Annotated in this window: 19 protein-coding genes; 1 reads left to right on the top strand and 18 read right to left on the bottom strand. The window is 43.9% G+C overall.

Annotation, left to right across the window (positions count from 1 at the left end):
* Positions 1 to 3: 3 nt before the first annotated feature.
* From PHV77_03350 to PHV77_03320, 7 genes are all read right to left on the bottom strand, one after another.
* The gene (locus tag PHV77_03350; GenBank protein MDD5504335.1) at positions 4 to 291 is read right to left on the bottom strand and encodes a hypothetical protein; all 288 of its coding nucleotides are present in this window, start codon (positions 289 to 291) and stop codon (positions 4 to 6) included.
* Between the two features lie 114 nt (positions 292 to 405).
* A complete protein-coding gene (locus tag PHV77_03345; protein MDD5504334.1) occupies positions 406 to 777 on the bottom strand; it encodes a response regulator in 372 nt (123 codons plus the stop codon).
* A gap of 3 nt (positions 778 to 780) precedes the next feature.
* Positions 781 to 1716, bottom strand: a complete 936-nt coding sequence (gene trxB, locus PHV77_03340; protein MDD5504333.1) for a thioredoxin-disulfide reductase — start codon at positions 1714 to 1716, stop codon at positions 781 to 783.
* On the bottom strand, positions 1713 to 2483 hold the full coding sequence (locus PHV77_03335; protein ID MDD5504332.1) for a radical SAM protein: 771 nt from the start codon (positions 2481 to 2483) through the stop codon (positions 1713 to 1715). The genes trxB and PHV77_03335 overlap by 4 nt, the downstream gene beginning before the upstream one ends.
* Positions 2484 to 2751: 268 nt before the next feature.
* Positions 2752 to 3642, bottom strand: a complete 891-nt coding sequence (locus PHV77_03330; GenBank protein MDD5504331.1) for a phosphoribosylaminoimidazolesuccinocarboxamide synthase — start codon at positions 3640 to 3642, stop codon at positions 2752 to 2754.
* A 12-nt stretch (positions 3643 to 3654) separates the two neighbouring features.
* Positions 3655 to 4662 carry a pyruvate kinase gene (gene pyk / locus PHV77_03325; GenBank protein MDD5504330.1) on the bottom strand — a complete coding sequence of 336 codons (1008 nt, stop codon included), beginning with the start codon at positions 4660 to 4662 and terminating at the stop codon, positions 3655 to 3657.
* A gap of 293 nt (positions 4663 to 4955) precedes the next feature.
* Entirely contained in the window at positions 4956 to 5915 is a 960-nt protein-coding gene (locus PHV77_03320) for an OmpA family protein (protein MDD5504329.1), read from the bottom strand.
* A 318-nt stretch (positions 5916 to 6233) separates the two neighbouring features.
* On the opposite strand from PHV77_03320, the gene PHV77_03315 reads away from it, so the two are divergent.
* Positions 6234 to 6989, top strand: coding sequence for an N-acetylmuramoyl-L-alanine amidase (locus tag PHV77_03315; protein ID MDD5504328.1), 756 nt, complete (start codon positions 6234 to 6236; stop codon positions 6987 to 6989).
* A 56-nt stretch (positions 6990 to 7045) separates the two neighbouring features.
* Here the strand turns inward: PHV77_03315 and PHV77_03310 are convergent, their stop codons facing one another.
* The 11 genes from PHV77_03310 to PHV77_03260 form a co-directional block, all read right to left on the bottom strand.
* On the bottom strand, positions 7046 to 9436 hold the full coding sequence (locus PHV77_03310; protein MDD5504327.1) for a hypothetical protein: 2391 nt from the start codon (positions 9434 to 9436) through the stop codon (positions 7046 to 7048).
* A 236-nt stretch (positions 9437 to 9672) separates the two neighbouring features.
* A complete protein-coding gene (locus tag PHV77_03305; protein ID MDD5504326.1) occupies positions 9673 to 10914 on the bottom strand; it encodes an NAD(P)/FAD-dependent oxidoreductase in 1242 nt (413 codons plus the stop codon).
* A 41-nt stretch (positions 10915 to 10955) separates the two neighbouring features.
* Complete coding sequence (locus tag PHV77_03300; protein MDD5504325.1) at positions 10956 to 13523, bottom strand: BatD family protein; 2568 nt, start codon at positions 13521 to 13523, stop codon at positions 10956 to 10958.
* Positions 13524 to 13536: 13 nt separating this feature from the next.
* Entirely contained in the window at positions 13537 to 14490 is a 954-nt protein-coding gene (locus PHV77_03295; GenBank protein ID MDD5504324.1) for a tetratricopeptide repeat protein, read from the bottom strand.
* A complete protein-coding gene (locus PHV77_03290; GenBank protein MDD5504323.1) occupies positions 14483 to 15493 on the bottom strand; it encodes a VWA domain-containing protein in 1011 nt (336 codons plus the stop codon). The genes PHV77_03295 and PHV77_03290 overlap by 8 nt, the downstream gene beginning before the upstream one ends.
* A 1-nt stretch (position 15494) precedes the next feature.
* Positions 15495 to 16490 carry a VWA domain-containing protein gene (locus PHV77_03285; GenBank protein MDD5504322.1) on the bottom strand — a complete coding sequence of 332 codons (996 nt, stop codon included), beginning with the start codon at positions 16488 to 16490 and terminating at the stop codon, positions 15495 to 15497.
* Positions 16490 to 17038, bottom strand: coding sequence for a hypothetical protein (locus tag PHV77_03280; protein ID MDD5504321.1), 549 nt, complete (start codon positions 17036 to 17038; stop codon positions 16490 to 16492). Before PHV77_03280 ends, PHV77_03285 begins: the two co-directional genes overlap by 1 nt.
* Entirely contained in the window at positions 17031 to 17918 is an 888-nt protein-coding gene (locus PHV77_03275) for a DUF58 domain-containing protein (GenBank protein MDD5504320.1), read from the bottom strand. Before PHV77_03275 ends, PHV77_03280 begins: the two co-directional genes overlap by 8 nt.
* A gap of 21 nt (positions 17919 to 17939) precedes the next feature.
* Entirely contained in the window at positions 17940 to 18929 is a 990-nt protein-coding gene (locus PHV77_03270) for an AAA family ATPase (GenBank protein MDD5504319.1), read from the bottom strand.
* Positions 18930 to 19198: 269 nt separating this feature from the next.
* Positions 19199 to 21778 (bottom strand): ATP-dependent chaperone ClpB, encoded by a 2580-nt coding sequence (clpB, locus tag PHV77_03265; protein ID MDD5504318.1) that lies wholly within the window; start codon positions 21776 to 21778, stop codon positions 19199 to 19201.
* 168 nt (positions 21779 to 21946) lie between these two features.
* On the bottom strand, positions 21947 to 22696 hold the full coding sequence (locus PHV77_03260; GenBank protein ID MDD5504317.1) for an SIMPL domain-containing protein: 750 nt from the start codon (positions 22694 to 22696) through the stop codon (positions 21947 to 21949).
* Positions 22697 to 22793: the final 97 nt, after the last annotated feature.

Below are 22793 nucleotides of genomic sequence, written 5' to 3'. Positions count from 1 at the left end.
ATATTATTCAGTGGAATTTTTCAACAGTTCTTTCTGTTTAAGCAGTTGCCTGGCATACCGTGATTTCAGAGACCCCATTTTTTCCTGCGCATCCTTGATTTTGGCATCTATCTCCTTTAAAGACATCTGGTTTATCTTTTTATTTTTTTTAGAGGGCTCTTCCTGTTTAGCCCCATCTGCCGCGGGGGCCGGCTGTGCCTTAACGGTAGTTTCAGCGGGCACGGGAGCGTCCGGCGCCTTTTGTTTTGTGTCATCGGGTTTTTGCGATTTTACTTCTTTTTTCTCTTCCATCTTATCAACCTTTCTTTTTTTAAATCCCTCCGGCTATTTTTGACCGTAAGTATATCACAAAATCATTTTATGTGTCAATCCCGCGTCAGCCGGACGCAGGTATTATCAACTTATTTAAAACCGTCCGGAGACAAGATATTCAACCCTTTCATTCAAATAGTCCAGCCTTAACGGTTTTACAATATATTCATCGGCGCCTTGCCGAAAAAACTCTTCTATATCCTCAATATCATCTTGTTCCCCGATAACTACCAGCGGAATTTTTCTGCCGGCAGCCCTTTTAGCTTGCGACGCTAAATCCGAGACGCTCATGCCCGTGAATGCGACGTCGGCAATAATGAGATTAAAGATATCCACCCTTAGCTTCTTTACGCCTTCTCTGCCGGTATTAACACATGATACCCGATATCCTTGTTTTATGAAAAATTCCGGCAGCATAACAACTTCTTTGCCGCCGTTTATCAGCAATATTTTAGCGGACAGCATAGTTTAATAACCCTTCATAGTATCAACATAATGAACGCACGACCTGGCCGCCGCGGCGCCGTCGCCGCAGGCCGTAACAATCTGCTTAAATAATGTATCCCTGCAATCTCCGCACGCAAATACGCCATGAGCCGACGTATTTAAACCGCGGCCTGTTATAATATAACCGTTTTTATCAATATCCAGGGCATTCTTAACAAATCCCGTATTAGGCACCTTACCGATTGACACAAACAGGCCCTGGCAATCCATATCCCTTAGCGCGCCGGTTGATACGTCACGAAGCCTCAACCCGGAAATTGTTTTACCTCCCATTATCTGCTCAATAGTTGAATTCCAAACTATTTCAATCCTGTCATTCGCGAAGACCCTTTTTTGCAGAATTTTGGCCGCCCTTAACTTGTCCCTGCGATGCACTATGCTTACTTTTTTCGCAAATCTTGACAGAAAAAGAGCCTCCTCAACCGCTGAATCTCCTCCGCCGGCAATCACCACGTTTTTATCTTTGAATAATGCGCCGTCACATACGGCGCAATAGGACACGCCGCGGCCAATAAATTCGCGCTCACCTGCGATATCCAGTCTTTTTGGCACCGCGCCCGAGGCCACTATAACAGATATTGTATCATACATCCTGTTATTTGCGGTAACCTGCCATAATTGCTTGCTGTTTTGACCGGAATTTTTAATACCCGAAACATCTGCCGGAAGTATTTCTACGCCGAAATAACCGACCTGTTCCTTTAATTTTTTTATCAGGTCTATGCCGCTTATCCCGCCGGGGAATGCGGGAAAATTCTCAATTATAAAAGCGTACGCGGCCTGGCTGGCAACCAAGGGGTCTTCTATTATAAGAGCCCTTAGATTTGCCCTCAATACATATAAAGCCGCTGTCAGCCCGGCAGGACCGGCGCCTATTATTATAACATCGTAAATCAAACCTTGCCCCTTCTCCTAATAGTTTCCGCGGCGCTGATAGGTTTATGCCCGGGGGATTTTTTACCGTCATATACCGTCACCACCCGAAGCCCCTTGAATAATTTTTTTACTTTGCTTATCGCCTCTTTTGATACAGGCCTTGCCCCTGAAGGCCTTAAAGGCGTATTAATATGCACCTCGTCAGGGCCAATAGAGCGGGCTATAGCGGCCAGTTTTTTCGCGTAACGTATATTATACGGAGTAAACATTATCTGCAGGGCGAATATTCCTTTATAGCCCCTCCTAAATGTCTTTATACCGTCAATTATACCACGCAGTTTAAACCCCTTATGCGGCTTATTAACAGCATTGAATACCCGGCTTGAGGCAGAGTCTAATTTTGCCTCTACCAAATCCGCCCCGGCAAGCGCGCGGCGGACGGAACTGTTGCCAAGCAAGGTAGAGTTGGTAAAAACAGCTATCTTTTCTTTTCTTGACCGTCGCACCGCCTCTATAAGTTCGTCAAGGTTCCGGGCCATCGTGGGTTCGCCTGTTCCCGAAAAAGTAATATAATCAACTTTTATCTCCGGCAATCTTTTGAGTTCGCGCAAGATATCTTTCGATAAGACAAAAACCTTTCTTTTGCGGCTTAAGGCAGGCGAAGGCCCGAGTTGACAATAAACGCAATCAAATGTGCATACTTTGCGTTGTGTTGAAATAGGGTCAATGCCTAAAGAACTACCCAATCTCCATGAATTAACAGGCCCATATATAAATTTAAAATTCATTGTATTAGTTTCTTATTTAGAATAATATTAGTATATAGAAACATCCGGCAGATGTCAAACAGTTACATTAACCGGTAAAATAAGAAACAATTTTTATGCTTTTACAAAATACGCCTCTTAAGGCATTTTGGGTAAAAAAACCTTGCGCTTGATTCGGACGAAAAAAAACCTTTTAAAAACGTCCGGGGGTCCGGTATGCGCGATAACAGTTTTTGATCTTTGCTTAAATCCTAAAAAATACAAGCTCCAAAGCCCTGCATGCCAAAGGCTACCATGTCTTTCCAGTCAGCACTTCAAAGGCTTGGATATATTTCTCTCTGGTTTTTAGAATGACCTTTTTAGGCAATTCCGGAGCAGGAGGGGTTTTGGGCCAGCAGATTGACTCCAGATAATCCCTTACAAACTGCTTATCAAAGCTTGGTTGAGGCCTTCCAGGCGCGTATCCATTCTTGGGCCAGAAGCGGGACGAATCAGGGGTAAGGGCTTCATCTATAAGTATTATCCTCCCCTCATATATGCCAAATTCAAATTTGGTATCAGCTATAATAATACCTTTTGACTCCGCGTAATGACTGGCCTTGCCGTAAATAGCGGTACTTATCTCTTTTAATTCAGAGGCTGTGTCTTTACCGATTGTTTTTTCAACAAAATCCATCGTCACGTTCATGTCATGGCCCGCGTCTTCTTTTGTTGACGGAGTGAATATAGGCTCTTTTAATTTATCCGATTCTACCATGCCCGGGTCAAGTTTAATACCGCATATAGATTGGGATATTTTGTATTCTTTCCATCCTGAACCGGAAAGATACCCTCTTACCACGCACTCAACGGGTATAGGTTTCGCCTTTCTGGCCAGCATTGACCGGCCCTGCAAGATTTTTTGGTATTTATGCAAATAGGCCGGGTATTCTTTGACTGATGCCGTAATAAAATGGTTAGGAATAATATCCCTGGTAAAATCAAACCAGAACATGGAAAGCCTTGTAAGCACTTCTCCTTTATCTGGAATACAGGTAGGCAAGACAAAGTCAAAACAGGATATCCTGTCCGTTGATATCACCAACAGGTTATCTTGCACATCATAGACATCCCTGACCTTACCCCTTTTAAACAACTTTAAGTCGGGCAAGTCGCTAACATTTAAAATATCTGCCGGCATATTATTGCCTCCCTAAATTTTTGGATTTTCCGTAAATTTTATGATATCATTCATCATCCTGACAGACTCCGACGGATACCTGCCTAAAGCCGTCTCGGCTGACAGCATAACAAAGTCAGTCCCGTCAATAATAGCATTTGCGACATCCGCTACTTCCGCGCGAGTAGGCCTTGGATTTTGCGTCATGCTTTCAAGCATTTGAGTCGCGGTTATCACGGGTTTTTTTGCTCTGTTGCATTTTTTTATAATCATCTTCTGGATCATGGGTACCTTATAAACCGGTAAAGACACGCCCATGTCCCCGCGGGCAATCATTATTCCGTCCGAAACGCCTATGATTTCATCAATATTCCTTATGGCTTGTTTGTTTTCTATCTTGGAGATGACCATGCATTTATGGCCAATACCAAGCGCGGCCCTGACAGTCAGCACGTCCTTTTTTGAGCACACAAACGACTGCGCCACATAGTCTATATCATTCATTTTACAAAAAATAATATCATTAAGGTCTTTTGTATTGATCTTGTTAAATTCAAGCCGGGCCTCCGGTATATTAATACCCTTATGGCTTTTTAATAATCCGCCCGCCGTAACCCTTGCCTTTAGGCAATTCCTGCCGCGGCCTGTCACTACCAAAGCGATATTGCCGTCATCAATATAAATATAATGCCCTTGTTTTACGCCGCGCAAAGAGCCTCTGTAATCAAATGGAATCGCGGGCAATTCTGTGCCGCCATCCTCCTGGCTAAGGCATACCCTCTGGCCTTTTTTGAGCTCAATTGGCGCCTCTATGCGGCCGACCCTTACGCGGTGGCCCTGTAAATCACCTAATATTTTTATGCGCCTCCTGTACCGCATATTCAGGGCCCTGATACTTTTTATCCTGGCTGTCATTTCTTCTGTCATTGCATGCGAAAAATTAAGCCTGGCAACATCCATACCGGCAAGCATCATCTTCCTCAAAACCGTTTCGCTTGAAGAAGAGGGCCCTATAGTACATATTATTTTAGTCTTAACCATAAAACCGCTTTTTACCTTTCTATTAGCAATGCCGTTTTTGACATCAGGAGATATTTTTAAAACAAAACGTCAAAAGCATTTTTAAGGCGTATTGATAAAAAGTGCTTTTTGACGAAATAATTACGCGGTCCGGCATTTAACATATCGTTAAAAGATACCGGTTTGCGTATACCAATCAGGGAATCAAAAGAAAATACGGGGTATGCGCAAAAAAATAGCAGGGCCGAATAGTCCGGCCCTCGTTAATATGCAAAAAAGCAAACACGGCATACAGAGCGCTTGCACGGCAAAAACTATTCAATAGGCAATATGATCTTTTGCCCCTTCTTAAGTTTGTTGGGGTTGGCGATTTTATCTTTATTCAATTCGTATAGATACTGCCAGCGGTGGGCCGCGCCCAGATGTTCCTTGGCTATCTTTGAAAGCGAATCCCCGGCCTGAACAATATATTCTTTGGTGGCTACCTTGATTTCGGCCTCAATTTTTTTCTCTTCCTGCAAAAGAAACTTATCCTCACCTATCCTTTTAACCTCCTGGCCGGCTTCAATATCAGGATATGGTATCATCACCTCTTCAACTTCAGCTATCATAAACTGGGCGTTTCTGTCTTTCTGCATACCAACCAGATCGGTAACAGGGGCAACGGCATCCAGTTTACCGCGGCTGACTATCAAGACCCTATCGGGATGAATACCGCCTTCAAGCATAAACTTTTTAACCGCCTCACCCCTCTGCCGGCCAAGTTTTTCATTATACGTTTCCGAACCGCGTATATCACAGTTGCCGGTAACGAGTATGCTCGCGTAAGGGTTTCTCCTCATTGTATCTGACGCTTTTTTAAGAATGGCCTTGGCATCGTCTCGTAAATCAGATTTATCAAAATCAAAATAAACTTTAACATTGCTTAAAACCTTTTTAATCAGCAGTGACGGCCTTAATTCCTGCGCCGCCGGCGGGTCAAGCTCTTCTTCTTTATAGTCAAAAATTATTTTATACACATATATATACCCTCTATTACCCCATGGCCTTATTTCACCGGGTTCCATTGGCCACCACCAATATCCGCTTTTATTTTCATCTTTTACAGGAGCCGGCCTGGCATCGGTAGGCCACCATTCAAAATGTTTCTGCATCTGCTTGATTTGCTGCATTTTCTGATCTTCTTTGGACAATTTTTCAGCAATAGAATGATTGCAGAAAATCAAAAACACGGAAAAGACCATGATAAATATATTAATTTTTCTACAGAACATCTGCGCCTCCCCGAATTAAATTAAAATAAAAACCAAAAAAGCCGCGCGCCCGCCGGTTATCATTAAAAACAGGCGCATCTGCCGGCTCATCATGTGACATTATAAAGCTGTGCATATAACCCGCTTAACATTCTTTCATCAAATTATAGCATAAAGCCCTGTTTCGTCAATACAATTCAGGCTGATTTTGGTTTTGTAACCATACGGCCCGGCAGAGCAAGAATATATTTAGCTAAAAATATCTAAACACCTTGACCCGCTTTGCGTTTTCATATAAAATTAAACTAATTTTATCTAAAAAATTGTCACTATAAATATATGAAAAAAATTTTAAACCATACAGCAATCCTGCTTATAGCCCTGTCATTGAGCTCATGCGCCGGAGAGCGTCCGGGCCCTGTTATATACACGCCCAAAAGGGTCTTGACCGAAACGCATCAACCTGTCGCAAGGCGCGATACATATCATATCGTAGCCCCGGGCGAGACACTATGGCATCTAAGCAGGGCATACGATGTTGACCTGAAAGATATCGCCGCGGCTAATTGGATAAAAACCAACACGGAATTAAAAAGCGGGCAGCACATACTGATACCTAATGCCGCTCCGGTAAAGCCGATAATACCACTGTTTCCTTCGGATAAATGGAAATATATCATCATCCACCACACCGCTACCGACACAGGAAGCGCGCTATTGCTTGACAAATCCCACAAAAACAAGGGCTGGGCCGGTTTAGGTTACCATTTTGTCATCAATAATAATACCGAGGGTAAACCCGACGGGCACTTAGAGTCTTCTCTTAGATGGCTGCGGCAGGAAAACGGCGCCCATTGCAAGGCATCGGGCATGAACGAAAAAGGCATCGGAATAGCGATTGTAGGCAATTTCAGTAATGTATACGTAAGCCGCAAGCAATTAATAACACTTGTTTATACCGTTAATGTCTTGAAAAAATACTACAATATCCCAAATTCAAACATAATGGGCCATCGCGATGTTTGCGGAGCTAATACCGAGTGCCCGGGCACGCATTTCCCGTGGCAGGAATTCATAAGCCGTATTGACAAATAAAAACACCACTCTAACACCGTTTAAACAAAAATATCCTCAAGAACCTTCGACATACATTACGCGGCACGGGCGAGTATTTGGGCTATATTGTTTTTCTTGATTGCCTGTCCGATGTTCCGGGACGCGGAAATCTCGGAGTAATACTTGTCTATCATCCGTTCAGCGATTTGGGCTTTGTCCTCTCTGCCCTGCCTTTTGGCCTCCTCCAGCAATCTCTTTGATTCCTCAAGGATATGGGCCAACGCTTTTTGACGATACCATTGCATAAACGAAACGCCTCCGTGCAGTTCAACCAGCATTTTTTTCTGCTCCTGGCTAATGCCCTCTATGTTTTCCATGGTTAAATCTTCTATTACTGCTGAATCCTTTTTGTAGCCCCACATCCTTAAACCTGTAATTTTTCCATTGCCGTCCCGTTTAAAAAATGTGACTATAGCGCCCATGTCGGAATATCCTTCCGACATTTCATTATCTATATTGGCAACACCAGTGCCTGATTTCAAATAAAGATATATCCACGGTAAGGCCGTAGTCTGGTCATCAAATTTTTTACGCTCATTATGCCCCCAAAACACCAAGAAAGATGATTCCCTGTCCACAAAAACCTGATTCACGTGGCCCAGGATTTCGTGCCCCAGGCTTTCCAGTCCTCCGGCATCAATAAATTTTTTTACGGAAACAGCCTTGGCATAAGCGGTCCTATCCGAATACCAATCGTTGATCGTTGTAAATATACTGCCGAGCTTATCCCACATCTGCCTGCGAAATTCATCGGAATCAGGTATAGTATCCATGCCCTCAAAAAAACTTCTGACATCATCGGACATAAGTTCCAGGGCAGGCAGGCCGCGCAGGCCTTTATAATAAACGGCGAACCCTCCGCCATTATTATAATCCACGGGAAGTATGCTGTGCATATGAAGGTTACCCAGTATATCAACGTAAAAGAGCCTGAAATTTTTTAACTCCCACAATGCTGCGTCAATAATTTCCCGATCCTGCCGGTAATTGTCAAGATTGACTTCGTCAAAATCAATAAGCGGAATATTTACAAAATATTTGATGTTTAATTCTCTTATGATACTATTGTATTCTTGCCTTTTAAGCCTTAAATAGGACAGTGTCTGGCTAAGAATATCCGGCAGGGGGAATTCATCCTTGCGCTTATATGAGGGGTCGTCTTTATTTAGTTCATTTTGTTTACGTATATCGGCATTCTTCTTTTTTAACTCCTTTAGCTCGGTTTCAGATTTTTCACGTATATGATTTAAATCAATAGGGGATAGTTTTTCGTGATACACTGATAATTCAATATTCGCGAGGTCTAAAGATTGATTGAAACGCCTTTCATTTATCCTTTCAAGTTCTATATCTCCCCACCCGGAATGACAAAACGCGTCCTTAGACCAATAGCCTATGCCATGAGTTTTTTCAAAACTAACACCCAGCTCTTCCGGAAGAAGGTGTATACCGAGCACAGACATTGCGCGCCAAAAATCATGATTACCTACAAAAGGCTTTGCTTTTCCGCTGTCTCTCAACCATTTGACCAATTCCAGGGTCTGGGTAGGTTCATTACCTCTGTCATACTTATCATTAAGGCCTATAAATCTTATATGTTCATCTTCTACGATAATACCGTATTCAATCAGACGTTCTTTTAGGTCATCAAGATTATGGATATCTGGATAGATGTCTGATGGCAGGCCCAGGGCAAATCCGGCAAGGCCCATCGCCCTGCGGGCGCCGCCATGAATATCCTGCATGGTAGCGATAACCGGCAGTCTGCCACTTCCCGGCTCTTCCAACTCTTTATTTAACTCACCCACAATATAAGCCTGCTCAAGTATCCTGCGTTCCGCGTCCCAGAAATCAAATATAAGAGAAAAACAAAACCGGATATAACGGTTTTCCCGTACAGAATACAGATGTTCGGACTCGGACAAGGTATTAGCCAGCTCATAGTATTGCTGCGGGCTGATTGAGGCCTGGCCGTTGCCAGCTGAACTTATATTCAATGTTTTATATATATGTTTAACCGCGGCATGGATACCGCGGTCAATCTCATTTCCAAAAACCAAAGAACAATAAGCCATGCGCCATTTAATAGGCAGTTCATACAACCTATATTTATCAAAAACCTCTTCCATCTTCTCCTGCAAAAGCGTCATAAAGCAATTACTATCGCTGTTTTTGTGCATGCAATCGGCGTTTTGCCTCTTCCAGTCATTCATCTCGCTTACAGCCCTCAAAAAATCCTTCTTCTCTAAAACACCACGGCCATCTTGAAAAAAATTACGCGTTAATTCGCCTTTCAAGCCTTCCAGGGATGCCGCAGGCCTTAGCGCGTAAGCAAGCATATTAACCGGCGAAATTGTACAATTAGAAAAAATAACGTTTACAACAAACAGCACTGCTACCGGCAGCAAAAAAAATCTCTCTTTCATTTTTAACCTCTTAAGAAAATAGGTAATCTGTTTGGATAAGTTATTAAAGTTGTTAACTAATTTTTATAAAAGATTATTTTAAATATATCACATCCGCGTTAAGCAGTCAAGCCATAATACTGGGTAAGTGATTTTTTTAAAATGCAGGTAAGCTTGAGGCAGATACGCTTAAATACAAAATAATATAATATTTATTAACTAAACGCGATGAATTAGTCTTAATATAAAAAACACTGTTACATAGCGGAACTATATCCGGCAAGATAACCTGTGGAAAAAGCCGCCTGTAAATTAAACCCGCCTGTATCAGCGTCAACGTCTATCATTTCTCCGCAGAAATAAAGGCCCTTTATCTTTCGTGACCGCATTGTGCGGGGGTCAATACCCTTAAGGCATATCCCGCCTCTTGTAATAATAGCAGTCTCAAGCCCGCAGCAGCCTTTTATCTTTAGTTCAAATCCTTTTAACAGGGCTGATACGCGGGCGCGTTCTGCCTTGAGCAGGCGGCTTAAATTTTTATCCGGGTCAAATCCAAGAGTTTGCAGAAAAACATCAGACATGCGGAGCGGTAAAAAAAGACGCATCAGTCCCCGTAATGACATATTGGGTGAAATTTTGGTTTGGCGCAATATCCTATCCTGTATCCGGTCCTCTGAAAGTGAAGGTTTCATATCCAAAAAAGCCTTAACCTGTTCTCTATTTTCAAGCCAGTCAATAACCTTCGCGCTGGCAGACAATACCAATGGCCCGGATATGCCTTTTCGCGTAAAAACAATCTCTCCTATATCCGTTAACAAGGCCTTGCCTGCCGACGACCTGAACATAATCCTGATATTTTTAAGCGATAAACCGTTTAATCCGTAATTATCGCGGCATAAGAGGGCGGTCAGAGCAGGCCTAAAGCCGGATAATCCAATGCCGTGTCTTTTTAATACCGTAAACCATTTACCGTCCGAACCGGTAAGAGGATATGAGGCTCCGCCTAAACAAAGTATCACCTTGTCCGCAAGCATCCTCTTGGAACTGTCAACGATAACCCCTTTCACCGTGCCATCGCAAATAATAAGGTCATTGAATAATACGCCTGTCAGCAGTTTTACATTCTTAGAGCGCATCTCTTTTTCCAATACGTCCAGCACAGAGGCTGACTTGTCGGAAACAGGAAATACCCTGTTCTGCCTTTCAATCTTCAGGCCTAATCCTCTTTTTTTAAAAAAATCCATCAAGTCCTCAACAAAGAAACTATTGAAAGCGTCTCTTAAAAACTCCCCTTTTCCATTAAAATGGCTGAAAAACTCATCCATCGGGCAGGCATTGGTTAAATTGCAGCGGCCCTTGCCGCTTAACAAAAGCTTTCTGCCCGGCAAATGATTACGCTCTATAAGAGTAACGTCAGCCCCTGATAGGGCCGCGCTTATTGAGGCCATCATACCGGCAGGGCCGGCTCCAACAACAATTACGCGATTCGCGTCAGGCATGCTTTTTTATCCCTTTTATGCTTGTTTAAAATCCGGAGCTATTATACTTTTTCAATACCGTCTTTCTTCACCCACCCCTGCCTGCCGTCAGGCCGCTTGACCCTTATCCATCCCTGGCCATGATCAACAATAGAAACCTCCTGGCCCGTATCCAATAAAAAATAAACTGTGGCTGTATCAAAAGGTTCAAATCTCGCCTCAAGCCCTTGGTTAACGACAACAGCTTTCTTATCCAGATAGTTTTGTTTCAGGTTACAATAAAACACAAATGAAAATATGGTAAGCAATACCCCGGATGCCCAAACCAGGCAAATCAAAAATCTCTTACCGCGGGTTTTAAAAACAAGGGCCAAAACAGCCAATGCGAATAAATAATATAAAAATATAAAAATGTATGCCGCGGCATCCAGGGTAAGCTTTGATGACAACCGAAAAACTTGGTTCATTAACGGGCCCCGGTGAGGCGGCCTTATATTGTTTTTTACAAGTGATCGCGCGTATTCTATGTTTGACATCAAATCATGGTCTCGCGGCATCAATTTTAAAGCCAATAGATAATTCGCTATCGCCCTGCCCAGGTCGTTATTTTTAAAATAGGCATTGCCCAGGTTATAATACAAGGCCCCGGACTCAAGCCCTTTATTTAAAATCTCTTTGTAACCTGATACAGCCTTTTCGTAATCCCCGCGCGCGTAATCTACATTTGATTTTACGTATAATTTTCGCTCTTCTGTAAAATCCGCGGCACACGCGCATGCGGACAGGCTCAGCAAAAAAAACGTTATCAGAATATATTTTGCGTTCATCCTTAGCGATCTTTCCAGTTTGCCCACAATAGACCTGAATAATTTATACGGTTTTTCCATGTCTTTTGTCCGCGCTTTTAATGGAGCATACCGTGCCATGTCACATATATTAAAAAATTCTTCTATTTCTCTTATAATATCGTCCGGGATTGCCTCTTTGCGAAGACTGGGGACGATATCACCGGTTATGCCGGCTGACGGCAGGTGGAATTTATCGCCTAAATATTGTTTAAGGCCTCTTATGGCGTACTGGAAAAACCTATCGCCGTCACCCTTAGCCATTGCGTTATCCATTTCTTTGATATTTTTCAGCGCGATTTTATGGGCGCGGCATTTTCGCGCGTATCCGGCGTCGGAATTAAACCTCTCGTATCTGCGCTTAATTATCAAGGCTGACGGCACAAGAACAAATGGTATAAATAATATGACAAAAAACAGGCCGCGAAGGCAAAATGGCCTGCCGGCAGGCCTTAATAAACCTAAGCCTTCTTTGATATAAACGATGTCCTTTCCCAATGCCTCAATCTGATCTGCGTCCCGGTTACGGTCAATATCAGGCGATGATACTATCAAGCGTTCCCGGCCCTCCGGATTTGGCATTACTTCAATGGGAATCGGCAGGCTTTTAATGGTCTTATACGCCTTGAGGGCTGGGTCAAAAAAACTAAAAGTAAAGGCAGGTATCTCTTTTACCGAATCGCTTATTGGAATAATAACCTGCTGGAAAACCTTTTTGGAAAATGACTGTGAAACCTCGGGTTCGTATTTTTTAAATCCGTCTTCTTTTTCCAGGAGAGGGGCTATAACAGTATCAAAATTACCGCTTCCTTGTATCTCAATTGTAAGAGTTATCGGATCTCCGGCATTTACCCTGTGCGGAGAGGCCTTGACAGACATGGCAAATTCCCCTACAGCGCCCGAAAAATCGCCTGGCCTGCCTTCGTCAGGAAGAGGCATTACCTCAACGGCAAATTCATTGGATTTAAAACTTGCCGGCCGCGCCTCATAACCTGTGAAAAAATCCTCAAAAGGGTCTGATGTAAAAAAAGACATACTTTTTCTTCCGGCGGATTTTTTATAAACAAGATTACAGGCTATTTCAGCCGGGCCGATGGTAAACCTGCCCGGATAGAGGCTGTATAAGAATGTCTCAAACGCGACCACATTATAGCTTATCCCGTTTGCGAGTTTGGTATACTGTGACGGCTTGCTCCATTTGTCCATCAAAAAACCATCATGGGCATATTGAGGATATGCTATATCACGCACAGCCAGGTTATTTATGTATAATGATATGGTTACCGGGAGTTTTTCACCCGCGTAAACTGCCTCTTTTGCGGCGTCAAGAATCAAAAACACGCGCTTATCATGATCGTTTCCGTCCGGCAGAGCTTGCCCTTCGTCAGCAAAACCCTGGTGCCCGGCCTGCGGCTCTGACACGTCCATATTTATAGGCTCGGACACATATACCTTGCCTTTGTATTCAACCTCAAAACCGGGAATGATTAAGGAACCTGTTTTTATGGGGGTCAATATATAATTATGGGTTATGGAACTGGAACGGGCTCCATTGATTATAGATATACGCGTCGCGGGGCCGATATAACGCCAATCAAAACCTTCTATCTGTTTCAGGTCAGGGGCGGGTAAATCCTGTGAGCCTGAAAAAGTCAGAGAAAGGTTAAACGCGGAGTTGATAAACACTTTGTTGCTGTCAACGCTCGCGTTGAATTCAAAGTCATCGGCCAAGGCGCAAGGCCCGAAATGCAATACTAAAGACATTAATATTATAATTTTTTTCATATTCATCATTATATCACCAGTCCTTATCAACAGGAACACTCTGTCGTGATTGTAATTTTTCTGAATACATGCCTTTTGGCTGTTCATGCCTTGAATAGCTATCCAATAAAGCCTGTGCCGACACAAGCGATATATCCAGGCTTTCATCGGATGCGGAGCCGGCGCTGGCCTGGCGGTTATTTGAGCCTTCCTTTTTTATACCGGTCGTGCCGTTATTTTCTTGTTCAATCATTTTTGACACATCTTGCTGTCTCTTTTGATCCTGGCCGGATGCCGTGTCATGGCTTTCATCAAGGCCTTGTTGGCTTCCAGCATCCTGATCTTCCTGATCTTCCTGCTCTTTTTGAGCAGAGCCCGCCGCGGCAGACTGTTGGCCGGCATTATCGCTTTGCTGGTCGGGGGAGTTTTTCTGATCATCCTTTTTTTTGCCGCCGCCTTCAGGTTTTTCGGGGCAGGATTGTTGTTTCTCATCCTGCCTCTTTTCTTTTAATTTTTCAAGTTCGGCACGGGCCAGAGCATAATTATACTTCGCGTCCTCATCTTTTTCATCCATTGCCACAGCATGTTCATAATGCCTTACAGCTTCCTCCAAAAAAGCGATAGCCATACCAATATCCTGGCCCTGTCCGGCCATGGCCAGGCAATATTCACTATTAGCCAGATTATAAAAAGACTTCTGGGCCAGAACACTGTCTTTATCATTAATAGCCCGCTCAAAATATCCTTTTGCAGAGGAATAATTCCCAAGCCTGTAGGACGCCGCGCCGGCATTGTAATTTACAATGGCCGACTGGCTGTCAGATGAAAGCGCCTTTGAATATTCTTCAAGCGCTCTGCTGTAATCATTTTTGGCATATAAAGCGTTTCCCCTCTTTATCTGGTTTTTAATGGACGCGTCGGCGGAGCAGGGCAGGGATAAAATGCCTGACAGTAAAGCAACAGTTAAGATACTCTTTCTGCTATTCATATGCTTTTATCTCATCGTTTATAATAACGGCCGCAATTAACAGCAGGAAAGCCGTGAAAACAGTTATCTGAAATCTTTCATGGAATATTTTATCCTCGCGGAGCGAATTTGCGGTCTTTATCATTCCGGAAAGCCTTTGGTTATAAATATATTCAAGGCCAAAATCAGCGCCGCTTGAACGGACATAAGCACCGCCTGTGATCAATGCTATCTTTTTCAGGATATCCTCATTAAGCCTTGTCTTTACCACATTACCATGCCCGTCTTTTAAAAATATCTTTTTGCCGGATTGATCCGTGACAGGTATGAGCTCCCCTTCGGTCGTCCCTATGCCGAGACAATATATAACAATACCTTCTCCTTTGGCCTGTTGGGCCAGAGATAAAGCGCCGGTATCATGGTCTTCGCCGTCAGTAATCAATATCAAAACCTTATCCTTTGATTGCGATCCTTTGTAAGCGTCTCGTGCCTGTCTTATGGCGCTTGACAAACAAGTACTGCCGCGGGGTATAGTGTCCGTATCCAGAGAATCCAAAGCAAGAATAAAACCGTTATAATCGGAGGTAAAGGGGCACTGGATAAAAGCCGAGCCGGCAAAAGCTATTAGCCCTATCCTGTCGCCTGAAAGCTTTGATAATACCAAATCTTTGATTGCCAATTTGGAGCGAGTCAGCCTGTCGGGTTTTATGTCAACAGCCAGCATGCTGTTTGAAACGTCCACGGCAAACATGATATTAATACCTTTTCTTTTTATCTTCTGCCATTGGAAACCCCACTGCGGGCGCATAAGCGAAAAAACACACAGCAATAAAACCAACACAGTAAGCGCTTGGCAAAATCGCTGTCTTTTAAAACTCGTGTCGTTGACAAGAAAACGAATTGACCCGTCACGGGCAAATAGGCCTAAAATACTTTTTTTCTTTCTGCCGGCCCAGGCCAAAAAAACAATCGCCGCCGCGATAACCCATAACCCGTGTATATAATGTAAGGATTCAAACCGCATATTATGGCACTTTCCTGAACATAGTATTTGACAAAATCGCGTGGAGCAGTATCATAATCATGGACGCTACAACAAAAGGAGGAAAAAGCTCCTTATACCTCCGGTATCCGGCGTCTTCTATCTTTGCCTTTTCAAGTTTATCTATATGCCCGTAAATAGCCCTGAGCGACTCTGTATCGGAGGCCATAAAATACTGCCCGCCTGTAGCCTCGGCTATCTTTCTTAACAGATCTTCGTCAAAACCGATGTCCACATTCTGATATACGATATTTCCCCATAGGTCTCTGGCGGGAAATGGCACAGGGCCATTACTGCCAAAACCGATGGTATAGATTTTTACCCCGAACGCCTTGGCCGTATTCGCGGACTGGATTGGAGAAATGTTTCCGGAATTATTTTCTCCGTCAGTCAACAATATGATGATCTTGCTTTTGGCAGAACTTTTACCCAGCCTTGACAAAGAAGACATGATGCCTGATCCGATTGCCGTACCGTCTTCTATAGCCCCTATGCTTATCCTGCGCAGGTTAGCTATCAGCCAGTCATGATCCAGTGTCATAGGGCAAACGGTATATGCCATACCGGCAAACGTTACCAAACCTATTCGGTCGCCGGGCCTGTTGCGTATAAAATTTTCTACCACATCCTTAACGACAAAGAGCCTGTTCTGACGCTTATTGCTTATTTTAAAATCCTCCGCCAGCATACTGCCTGACGAATCAATAGCAAGGACCATATCAATACCCTCTGTGTATACAACAGCATCTTCCAGCAATACGCGAGGCCGGGCCAATGCCACGATAAGGCATAACAGGGCGATAATCAGCAAATACCATAAATTGTCAGCGATTAAGATCCTGATATTGGGTCTTGGGTTTTCAAACAAGCCGGTATTTGAAAACCGGATACTCGCGCTCCTTACCCGTTTCTTACGAAAAAAAATGACCGCCGCCACAACCGGAACCAGCGCAAAGAATATGGGGTCTTTGAAAATCATTACGCATTCTCCTCCGGGCAGACGGCCTCATCAGGCTTTGTTTCATCTATAAACTGTTTTGCCGCAAGGAATACGCCTTCTATCTCTTTGCTGTCGGGAGCATACCTGGCGAACTTCACCATATCGCAACGGCTAAGAAAGTCTTTGATAGCGTTTTTCTGACGGCCTGTAAGCATATCGGCATTACGCATGGAATATAAAAACTCTTCCGTAGTCATCTCCGGCGCCCTAAGAAGAAATCTGTCTTCTATATAACGCCTGATTATGCCTGAAAGCCTGAAATAATACTCTTTGACAAGGCCTAAACGCGGAAAATCTCTGGCGCGTAATTCTTCCAAGCGGTTATACGCGGCTTCATGGGCAGGTATCTTTTCAAGGCATTCTCCTGCCGGTATATGTCTACGCTTCTTTATAATTATATAAACCGCGGCCGATAAAAGACAAAGAGCCAGGATAAAGGCCAAAATATATAACAAAACGGTATAATGGCCTCTAATAAAAACAGGCGGTTTGATGTCCCTAATAGCTCCGGAGAGAATGCTATCCATACCAGGACAACCTCCTTTTTCGGGCCCTGAAAAACTCTGCCAGCTCGCCTGCATATGGTTTGTCGGTCCGGATAAGTATGCGATCAACGCCCGCTGAAATAAAAAGTCTTTTACCCTGTTCAAGCCGGTTTTTACAACCATCTCTATAATCAGACCTGAATCTTTCGGATGACGTATCTACGGTAAGCTCCAGTCCGGTCTCCGAATCGCGTAGTTTTATAATCCCGGCATTGGGCATTTCCATCTCACGCGGATCAATAATATTTACGGCAACTATATCATGGTGCCTGTTGGAAACCGACAAGACCTTCTTAAAATCCCTGTCAAAAAAATCTGATATTACAAAGACTACCGCTTTGCGCTTAAGCGTTTTGTTTAGATACATTAAAGCCTTGTTCAGGTCAGTTCCCGTGGAAACAGGCTGATAATAAAGCGCCTCTCTTACTATCCTAAGTATATGTTTTACGCCTTTGCGGGGAGGTATCGTCTTTTCAACCTTATCTGAAAAAAGGATAAGGCCTACCTTGTCATTATTTTTGACCGCGGAAAAAGCCAGGACAGAGCTGATCTCCGCGGCTATCTGGTTTTTTGAATTAGCGCATGTCCCGAAACGGCACGACATGGAAACATCCAGCAGTATCATAACGACAAGTTCGCGTTCCTCAACAAACTTTTTCACATACGGATGCCCGGCGCGGGCGGTAACGTTCCAGTCTATGGATCGGATCTCGTCTCCCGGTATATATTCACGCACCTCATGAAACTCCATGCCTCTGCCTTTAAATACGCTGTGATAACGGCCGGCAAAATCCGAGTCTGCCATGCGAGACGTGGTTATCTGTATTTTTCGTATTTTTTTAATTATATCTTTGGGTATCATGATAATGCCTTTAAAGAATATTCACGGAACTTCTATTTCATCAAATATTTTTTTGATTATCTCCTCGGATGTCATTTCTTCGGCCTCGGCTTCATAGCTGATGATAACACGATGACGCAAAATATCCATTCCTATGCTTTTGATATCCTGCGGAGTGACATAACCGCGGCCGTTAATAAAAGCGTGCGCTTTGGCGGCAAGGTTCAGGCATATGGTGGCCCTTGGCGAAGCCCCGTACTGGATAAGGCCTTCAAGCGCGTTAAGTTTATATTTTCCCGGTTGGCGGGTGGCAAATACTAAATCCAGGATATATCTTTCCAGTTTTTCATCAACATATATTTCATCAACTACCGCCCTGGCTTTTTTTATGTCGTCACAACTTACAACAGGCTGGGCCTGCGGCCTCGGCCCGGTAAAACTCATACGCTTAAGGATTTGATATTCCTGGGCGATATCCGGATAAGATACCTTGGCCTTCAGCATAAAACGGTCCACCTGGGCCTCGGGCAAAGGGTATGTGCCCTCCTGCTCTATGGGGTTTTGCGTTGCCATGACCAAAAACGGGTCATCCATTGCGAAAGTCTGCTGGCCAATCGTAACCTGCCTTTCCTGCATCGCTTCCAAAAGCGCGCTTTGCACCTTTGCTGGGGCGCGGTTTATTTCATCTGCGAGGATTATATTGGCAAATATCGGACCTTTTTTTGTCGTAAAATTACCGTCTTTCGGATTATATACAAGAGTCCCTATAAGGTCGGCGGGTAAAAGGTCGGGGGTAAATTGTATCCTTTGAAAACTCGTATTAATAGCCTGGGACAATGTCTTTACAGAGAGCGTCTTCGCCAGTCCTGGAACACCCTCTACAAGCACGTGGCCGTTAGCTAATATGCCTATCAATAAACGGTCTATCAAATCTTCCTGGCCAACAATGATATTACGAATTTCCGATTTTAGCCTTTCTACAAACCGGCTCTCCTGCCTGACCTTTTCATTGATAGCTGTTATACCACTCATACTAAACCTCCTTTTATTCAAGGTTGATCATCTTTTGACTTGAAATCGTTTTAGGCGGCCGCAAACACCGGTCAAATCCAAATAATCCCAAACCCAAAAATCAAGATTTTAGAGGTGCTGATTTTTTTGATATCTTGTTCAGGTTTTCGCGGGCGGGATTTATATCGGGGGAATACGCATTGTTCTTAAGGCCTTGCCATACACGCAACCTGTGCTCATATCAAATCCCTGCCACCTAACAACCGATTACCGCATGCCGCGCGCCTGGTTTATTTTATAATAAAACCCTGTTTTTTGGTGTCATAATCAATAGTTATCTGAGAATGTTCTTTTATGTCATGTTTGAGTATTTTTAAGGCAATAACGTCGTATATCCTTCTCTGTATCACGCGCTTGAGCGGACGCGCTCCGAACGCGGGGTCAAAGCCTTCTCTTGCAAGCTCCTGCCTTGCCTCTTTCGTGATAACCGCTTTTACAGATTTCTCGCTCAAGCGGGACTGCAGGTCATCCAACTGCAGGCCTATGATCTTTTCCATGTCTTCCTTTATAAGTTTATTAAAAACAATAATCTCGTCTATGCGGTTTAAAAATTCGGGCCGAAAATGCTCTCTAAGCAATGCTTCAATTTTTTCTTTTACAGAAGCTGCGGCCTCTGATTCCTGGATCAGCCGCGTCCCTATATTGGACGTCATAATAATAACAGTGTTTTTAAAATTAACGACCCTGCCCTGGCTGTCGGTAAGCCTGCCGTCATCCAATACTTGCAGCAGCACATTAAATATATCAGGATGCGCCTTTTCTATCTCATCAAACAATACAATGGAATAAGGCCTGCGCCTGACTGCCTCGGTTAACTGCCCGCCTTCTTCATAACCGACATATCCTGGAGGCGCGCCTATGAGCCGGCTGACACTGTGCTTTTCCATGTATTCGGACATATCAATACGCACCATCGCCTTTTCATCATCAAAAAGAAATCCCGATAGATTTTTAGCCAAATATGTTTTGCCGACACCCGTAGGGCCAATGAACATAAAACTCCCCAGCGGCCTGTTTGGATCCTGCAAACCGCTCCTTGAGCGCCTGATCGCGTTGGATATAAGCTCTACGGCTTCGTCTTGCCCTATCACTTTTTCTTTAAGGCGATCTTCCATAAACACAAGTTTTTCAATCTCGCCCTGCATCAGCCGCGAGGCCGGCACTCCTGTCCATTTGGATACTATCTCGGCTATATTCTCCTCATTGACCTCTTCCTTTAATATCCGGCCCTGGGTTTGTATGCCGGAAAGCTCTTTATTGTACCCCACGATATCATTATTGAGTTTTATAAGACTGCCATAACGTATTTGAGCGGCCTTTTCAAGATCGCCTTTGCGTTCAGCGTCAGATTCTTCAACCTTCAGGCTTTCAATCTCTTCTTTGGTCTTTCTTATTTTACCGATAATTTCCTTCTCAACACTCCAGCGGGCACGCCAGGAAGATGTCTTTTCCTTAAGGACCGCTATCTCTTTGTCAAGGGTATTCAACCTTTGCCTGGAATCAGCGTCTTTTTCTTTTCTTAACGCCTGGCGCTCAATCTCCAACTGCATAAGCCTTCTTTCCATCTGGTCAATCTCCGCCGGCAAACTGTCTATTTCCATTTTAAGCTTGGAAGCAGCCTCATCTACCAGGTCAATGGCTTTATCGGGAAGATGCCTGTCCGTTATATACCTGTCCGAGAGCGTAGCGGCAGCAATAAGGGCGCTGTCCTTTATCCTGACCCCGTGATAAACCTCATAACGCTCCTTAAGGCCCCTTAAAATGGATATCGTGTCTTCAACGCTCGGCTGTCCTATGAAAACAGGCTGAAACCTTCTTTCAAGGGCTTTATCTTTTTCAATATATTTTCTGTATTCATCAAGCGTGGTAGCGCCTATGCACCTTAGATCCCCGCGTGCCAGTGCCGGTTTAAGCATATTGGACGCGTCCATAGCGCCCTCAGTCTTTCCCGCGCCGACTAAAGTATGTAATTCATCAATAAAAAGAATGATCTCGCCGTCCGATTTTTCTATCTCATTGAGAACAGCCTTTAGCCTTTCTTCAAATTCGCCTCTGAATTTAGACCCGGCAAGCAAGGCGCCTATGTCAAGGGCCGCTATGCGCTTACCCTTAAGCAATGATGGCACGTCATTGTAGACTATCCTCCTGGCCAGGCCTTCAACAACCGCCGTTTTTCCTGTCCCGGCTTCGCCTATTAATACAGGGTTGTTTTTTGTCCGGCGTGATAAAACCTGCATGAGCCTGCGAATCTCGCTGTCTCTGCCTATAACGGGGTCCAATTTTTCGCGGCGCGCAAGATCAGTGAGGTCGCGGGTATATTTTTCAAGGGCCTGATATTTTTCCTCGGCGCTTTGATTCGTCACCCTTTGGTTTCCGCGTATGTCTTTCAAAACAGAGAGTATGGCTGTATCGGTTATCTTGTATTTATTAAAAATACCTTTTATGTTTTTATCACGGCAGGCGCAAGCGGCAAGCAACAGGTGCTCACTGGATATGTATTCGTCTTTCAGGTATTCCGCTTTTTTGCCCGCTTGCTCAAATATGCCGCTTAATTCACTTGAAAAAAACACATCGGAGTCAGGTGACTCCACTTTGGGCGTAGCGGACAATACGGATAACACGTCTGCCTCAAAAGCATCTACGGCAATACCAAGTTTTTGAAGGATGGGCCTGGTAATACCGTCTTTTTGGCTTAAAAGGGAAAATAATAGATGCCCTGGAAGGACCTGCTGGTGATTATGCTCTCTGGCGTAAGCGGCCGCCTCTTCTATCGCGGCCTGGGCCTTATATGTAAACCTGTCAAACCTCATCGGCATATACCTCATTGGCTAATACGGCAAAGCGGTGTGGTAAAAAATATATCACAAATTTGATATTTTGTTAAGTATTTTTTAATTGGCCCTGCCATAAAATCCCGGCTGGAATACAAATATACGCCGGACACCACGCCGGCTCCGGGCAATAACCTGGTAAACCGCTTATTCCACGGCAAAAACAGCCGAAACAACCGCAACTACCTTTTTTTCAAGGGATGAAGTATCATTTTCGCCATACCACGAAACGTCGGTGGACGTAACAGGCACTATTTGAAATACGCCCATCCTGGCTGAACGTATCGCGCCTATTTTGTTTTTTGTAGAATCCGCCATGCTGACAGCCCGGCGTTTGGCATCCTCCGTAGCCATAGAAAGCATCTCCACTTTGAGATCAGACAACTTTGTGTAAAAAAACTGCGGAGGTGAGGATATAAACCTTATACCCGCGTCTATAAGTTCAGTTGACATGCGCGAGATATTATCCACTCTTATAACATCATAAGATTTTATCTCTACAACACACGAAAGTTCATATGCCTCTATCTCGTTTGTATCATGGCCTCTTTCATTCTTCCTGTATAGCGTTTTTGTATAGACCGGGGATATTGTCAATTCATCTTCTTTTATGCCTTTTAAAAACATGTAGCCTTTGACTGCCTTAAGGTCTTCCTGCAATCCGTTATAGGCGGACTTCAAGACCGGGTCCCTTCTTGAAAACTCCGCCTGCCAAACAATGTAATCCGAAACAATCTTTTTTTCGGCTGAACCGGTAACGCTGATAACCTGGCTTGAAAATTGTTTGACCTTCAAAAGGCCATTGGATAATATCATCGTTGAAACAATAGTCGCGATGACAAAACATACTCCCAGAATAATTATCTGGGTACTGCGCAAGAGCTTTATTCCTTCCATCTTAACCTCTTTAGGTTTAACAACCTCATAAGTAATTTATGCAAATCCGGAGCCGGGCGCAAAAAATTGGCGTATTGTGCGCCACAGCCGCGGCAGG

The sequence above is a fragment of the Candidatus Omnitrophota bacterium genome (assembly GCA_028716165.1).
GTDB lineage: Bacteria > Omnitrophota > Gorgyraeia > JABMRG01 > JABMRG01 > JAQUQI01.
This window is presented reverse-complemented; position numbering and strand designations above follow the sequence as displayed.

What these genes read in the sequence shown, in the direction of transcription:
- PHV77_03350 (MDD5504335.1), bottom strand. Translation starts at nt 291, where the DNA reads ATGGAAGAGAAAAAAGAAGTAAAATCGCAAAAACCCGATGACACAAAA.
- PHV77_03345 (MDD5504334.1), bottom strand. Translation starts at nt 777, where the DNA reads ATGCTGTCCGCTAAAATATTGCTGATAAACGGCGGCAAAGAAGTTGTT.
- PHV77_03335 (MDD5504332.1), bottom strand. Translation starts at nt 2,483, where the DNA reads ATGAATTTTAAATTTATATATGGGCCTGTTAATTCATGGAGATTGGGT.
- PHV77_03330 (MDD5504331.1), bottom strand. Translation starts at nt 3,642, where the DNA reads ATGCCGGCAGATATTTTAAATGTTAGCGACTTGCCCGACTTAAAGTTG.
- pyk (MDD5504330.1), bottom strand. Translation starts at nt 4,662, where the DNA reads ATGGTTAAGACTAAAATAATATGTACTATAGGGCCCTCTTCTTCAAGC.
- PHV77_03320 (MDD5504329.1), bottom strand. Translation starts at nt 5,915, where the DNA reads ATGTTCTGTAGAAAAATTAATATATTTATCATGGTCTTTTCCGTGTTT.
- PHV77_03315 (MDD5504328.1), top strand. Translation starts at nt 6,234, where the DNA reads ATGAAAAAAATTTTAAACCATACAGCAATCCTGCTTATAGCCCTGTCA.
- PHV77_03310 (MDD5504327.1), bottom strand. Translation starts at nt 9,436, where the DNA reads ATGAAAGAGAGATTTTTTTTGCTGCCGGTAGCAGTGCTGTTTGTTGTA.
- PHV77_03305 (MDD5504326.1), bottom strand. Translation starts at nt 10,914, where the DNA reads ATGCCTGACGCGAATCGCGTAATTGTTGTTGGAGCCGGCCCTGCCGGT.
- PHV77_03300 (MDD5504325.1), bottom strand. Translation starts at nt 13,523, where the DNA reads ATGAAAAAAATTATAATATTAATGTCTTTAGTATTGCATTTCGGGCCT.
- PHV77_03295 (MDD5504324.1), bottom strand. Translation starts at nt 14,490, where the DNA reads ATGAATAGCAGAAAGAGTATCTTAACTGTTGCTTTACTGTCAGGCATT.
- PHV77_03290 (MDD5504323.1), bottom strand. Translation starts at nt 15,493, where the DNA reads ATGCGGTTTGAATCCTTACATTATATACACGGGTTATGGGTTATCGCG.
- PHV77_03285 (MDD5504322.1), bottom strand. Translation starts at nt 16,490, where the DNA reads ATGATTTTCAAAGACCCCATATTCTTTGCGCTGGTTCCGGTTGTGGCG.
- PHV77_03280 (MDD5504321.1), bottom strand. Translation starts at nt 17,038, where the DNA reads ATGGATAGCATTCTCTCCGGAGCTATTAGGGACATCAAACCGCCTGTT.
- PHV77_03275 (MDD5504320.1), bottom strand. Translation starts at nt 17,918, where the DNA reads ATGATACCCAAAGATATAATTAAAAAAATACGAAAAATACAGATAACC.
- PHV77_03270 (MDD5504319.1), bottom strand. Translation starts at nt 18,929, where the DNA reads ATGAGTGGTATAACAGCTATCAATGAAAAGGTCAGGCAGGAGAGCCGG.
- clpB (MDD5504318.1), bottom strand. Translation starts at nt 21,778, where the DNA reads ATGAGGTTTGACAGGTTTACATATAAGGCCCAGGCCGCGATAGAAGAG.
- PHV77_03260 (MDD5504317.1), bottom strand. Translation starts at nt 22,696, where the DNA reads ATGGAAGGAATAAAGCTCTTGCGCAGTACCCAGATAATTATTCTGGGA.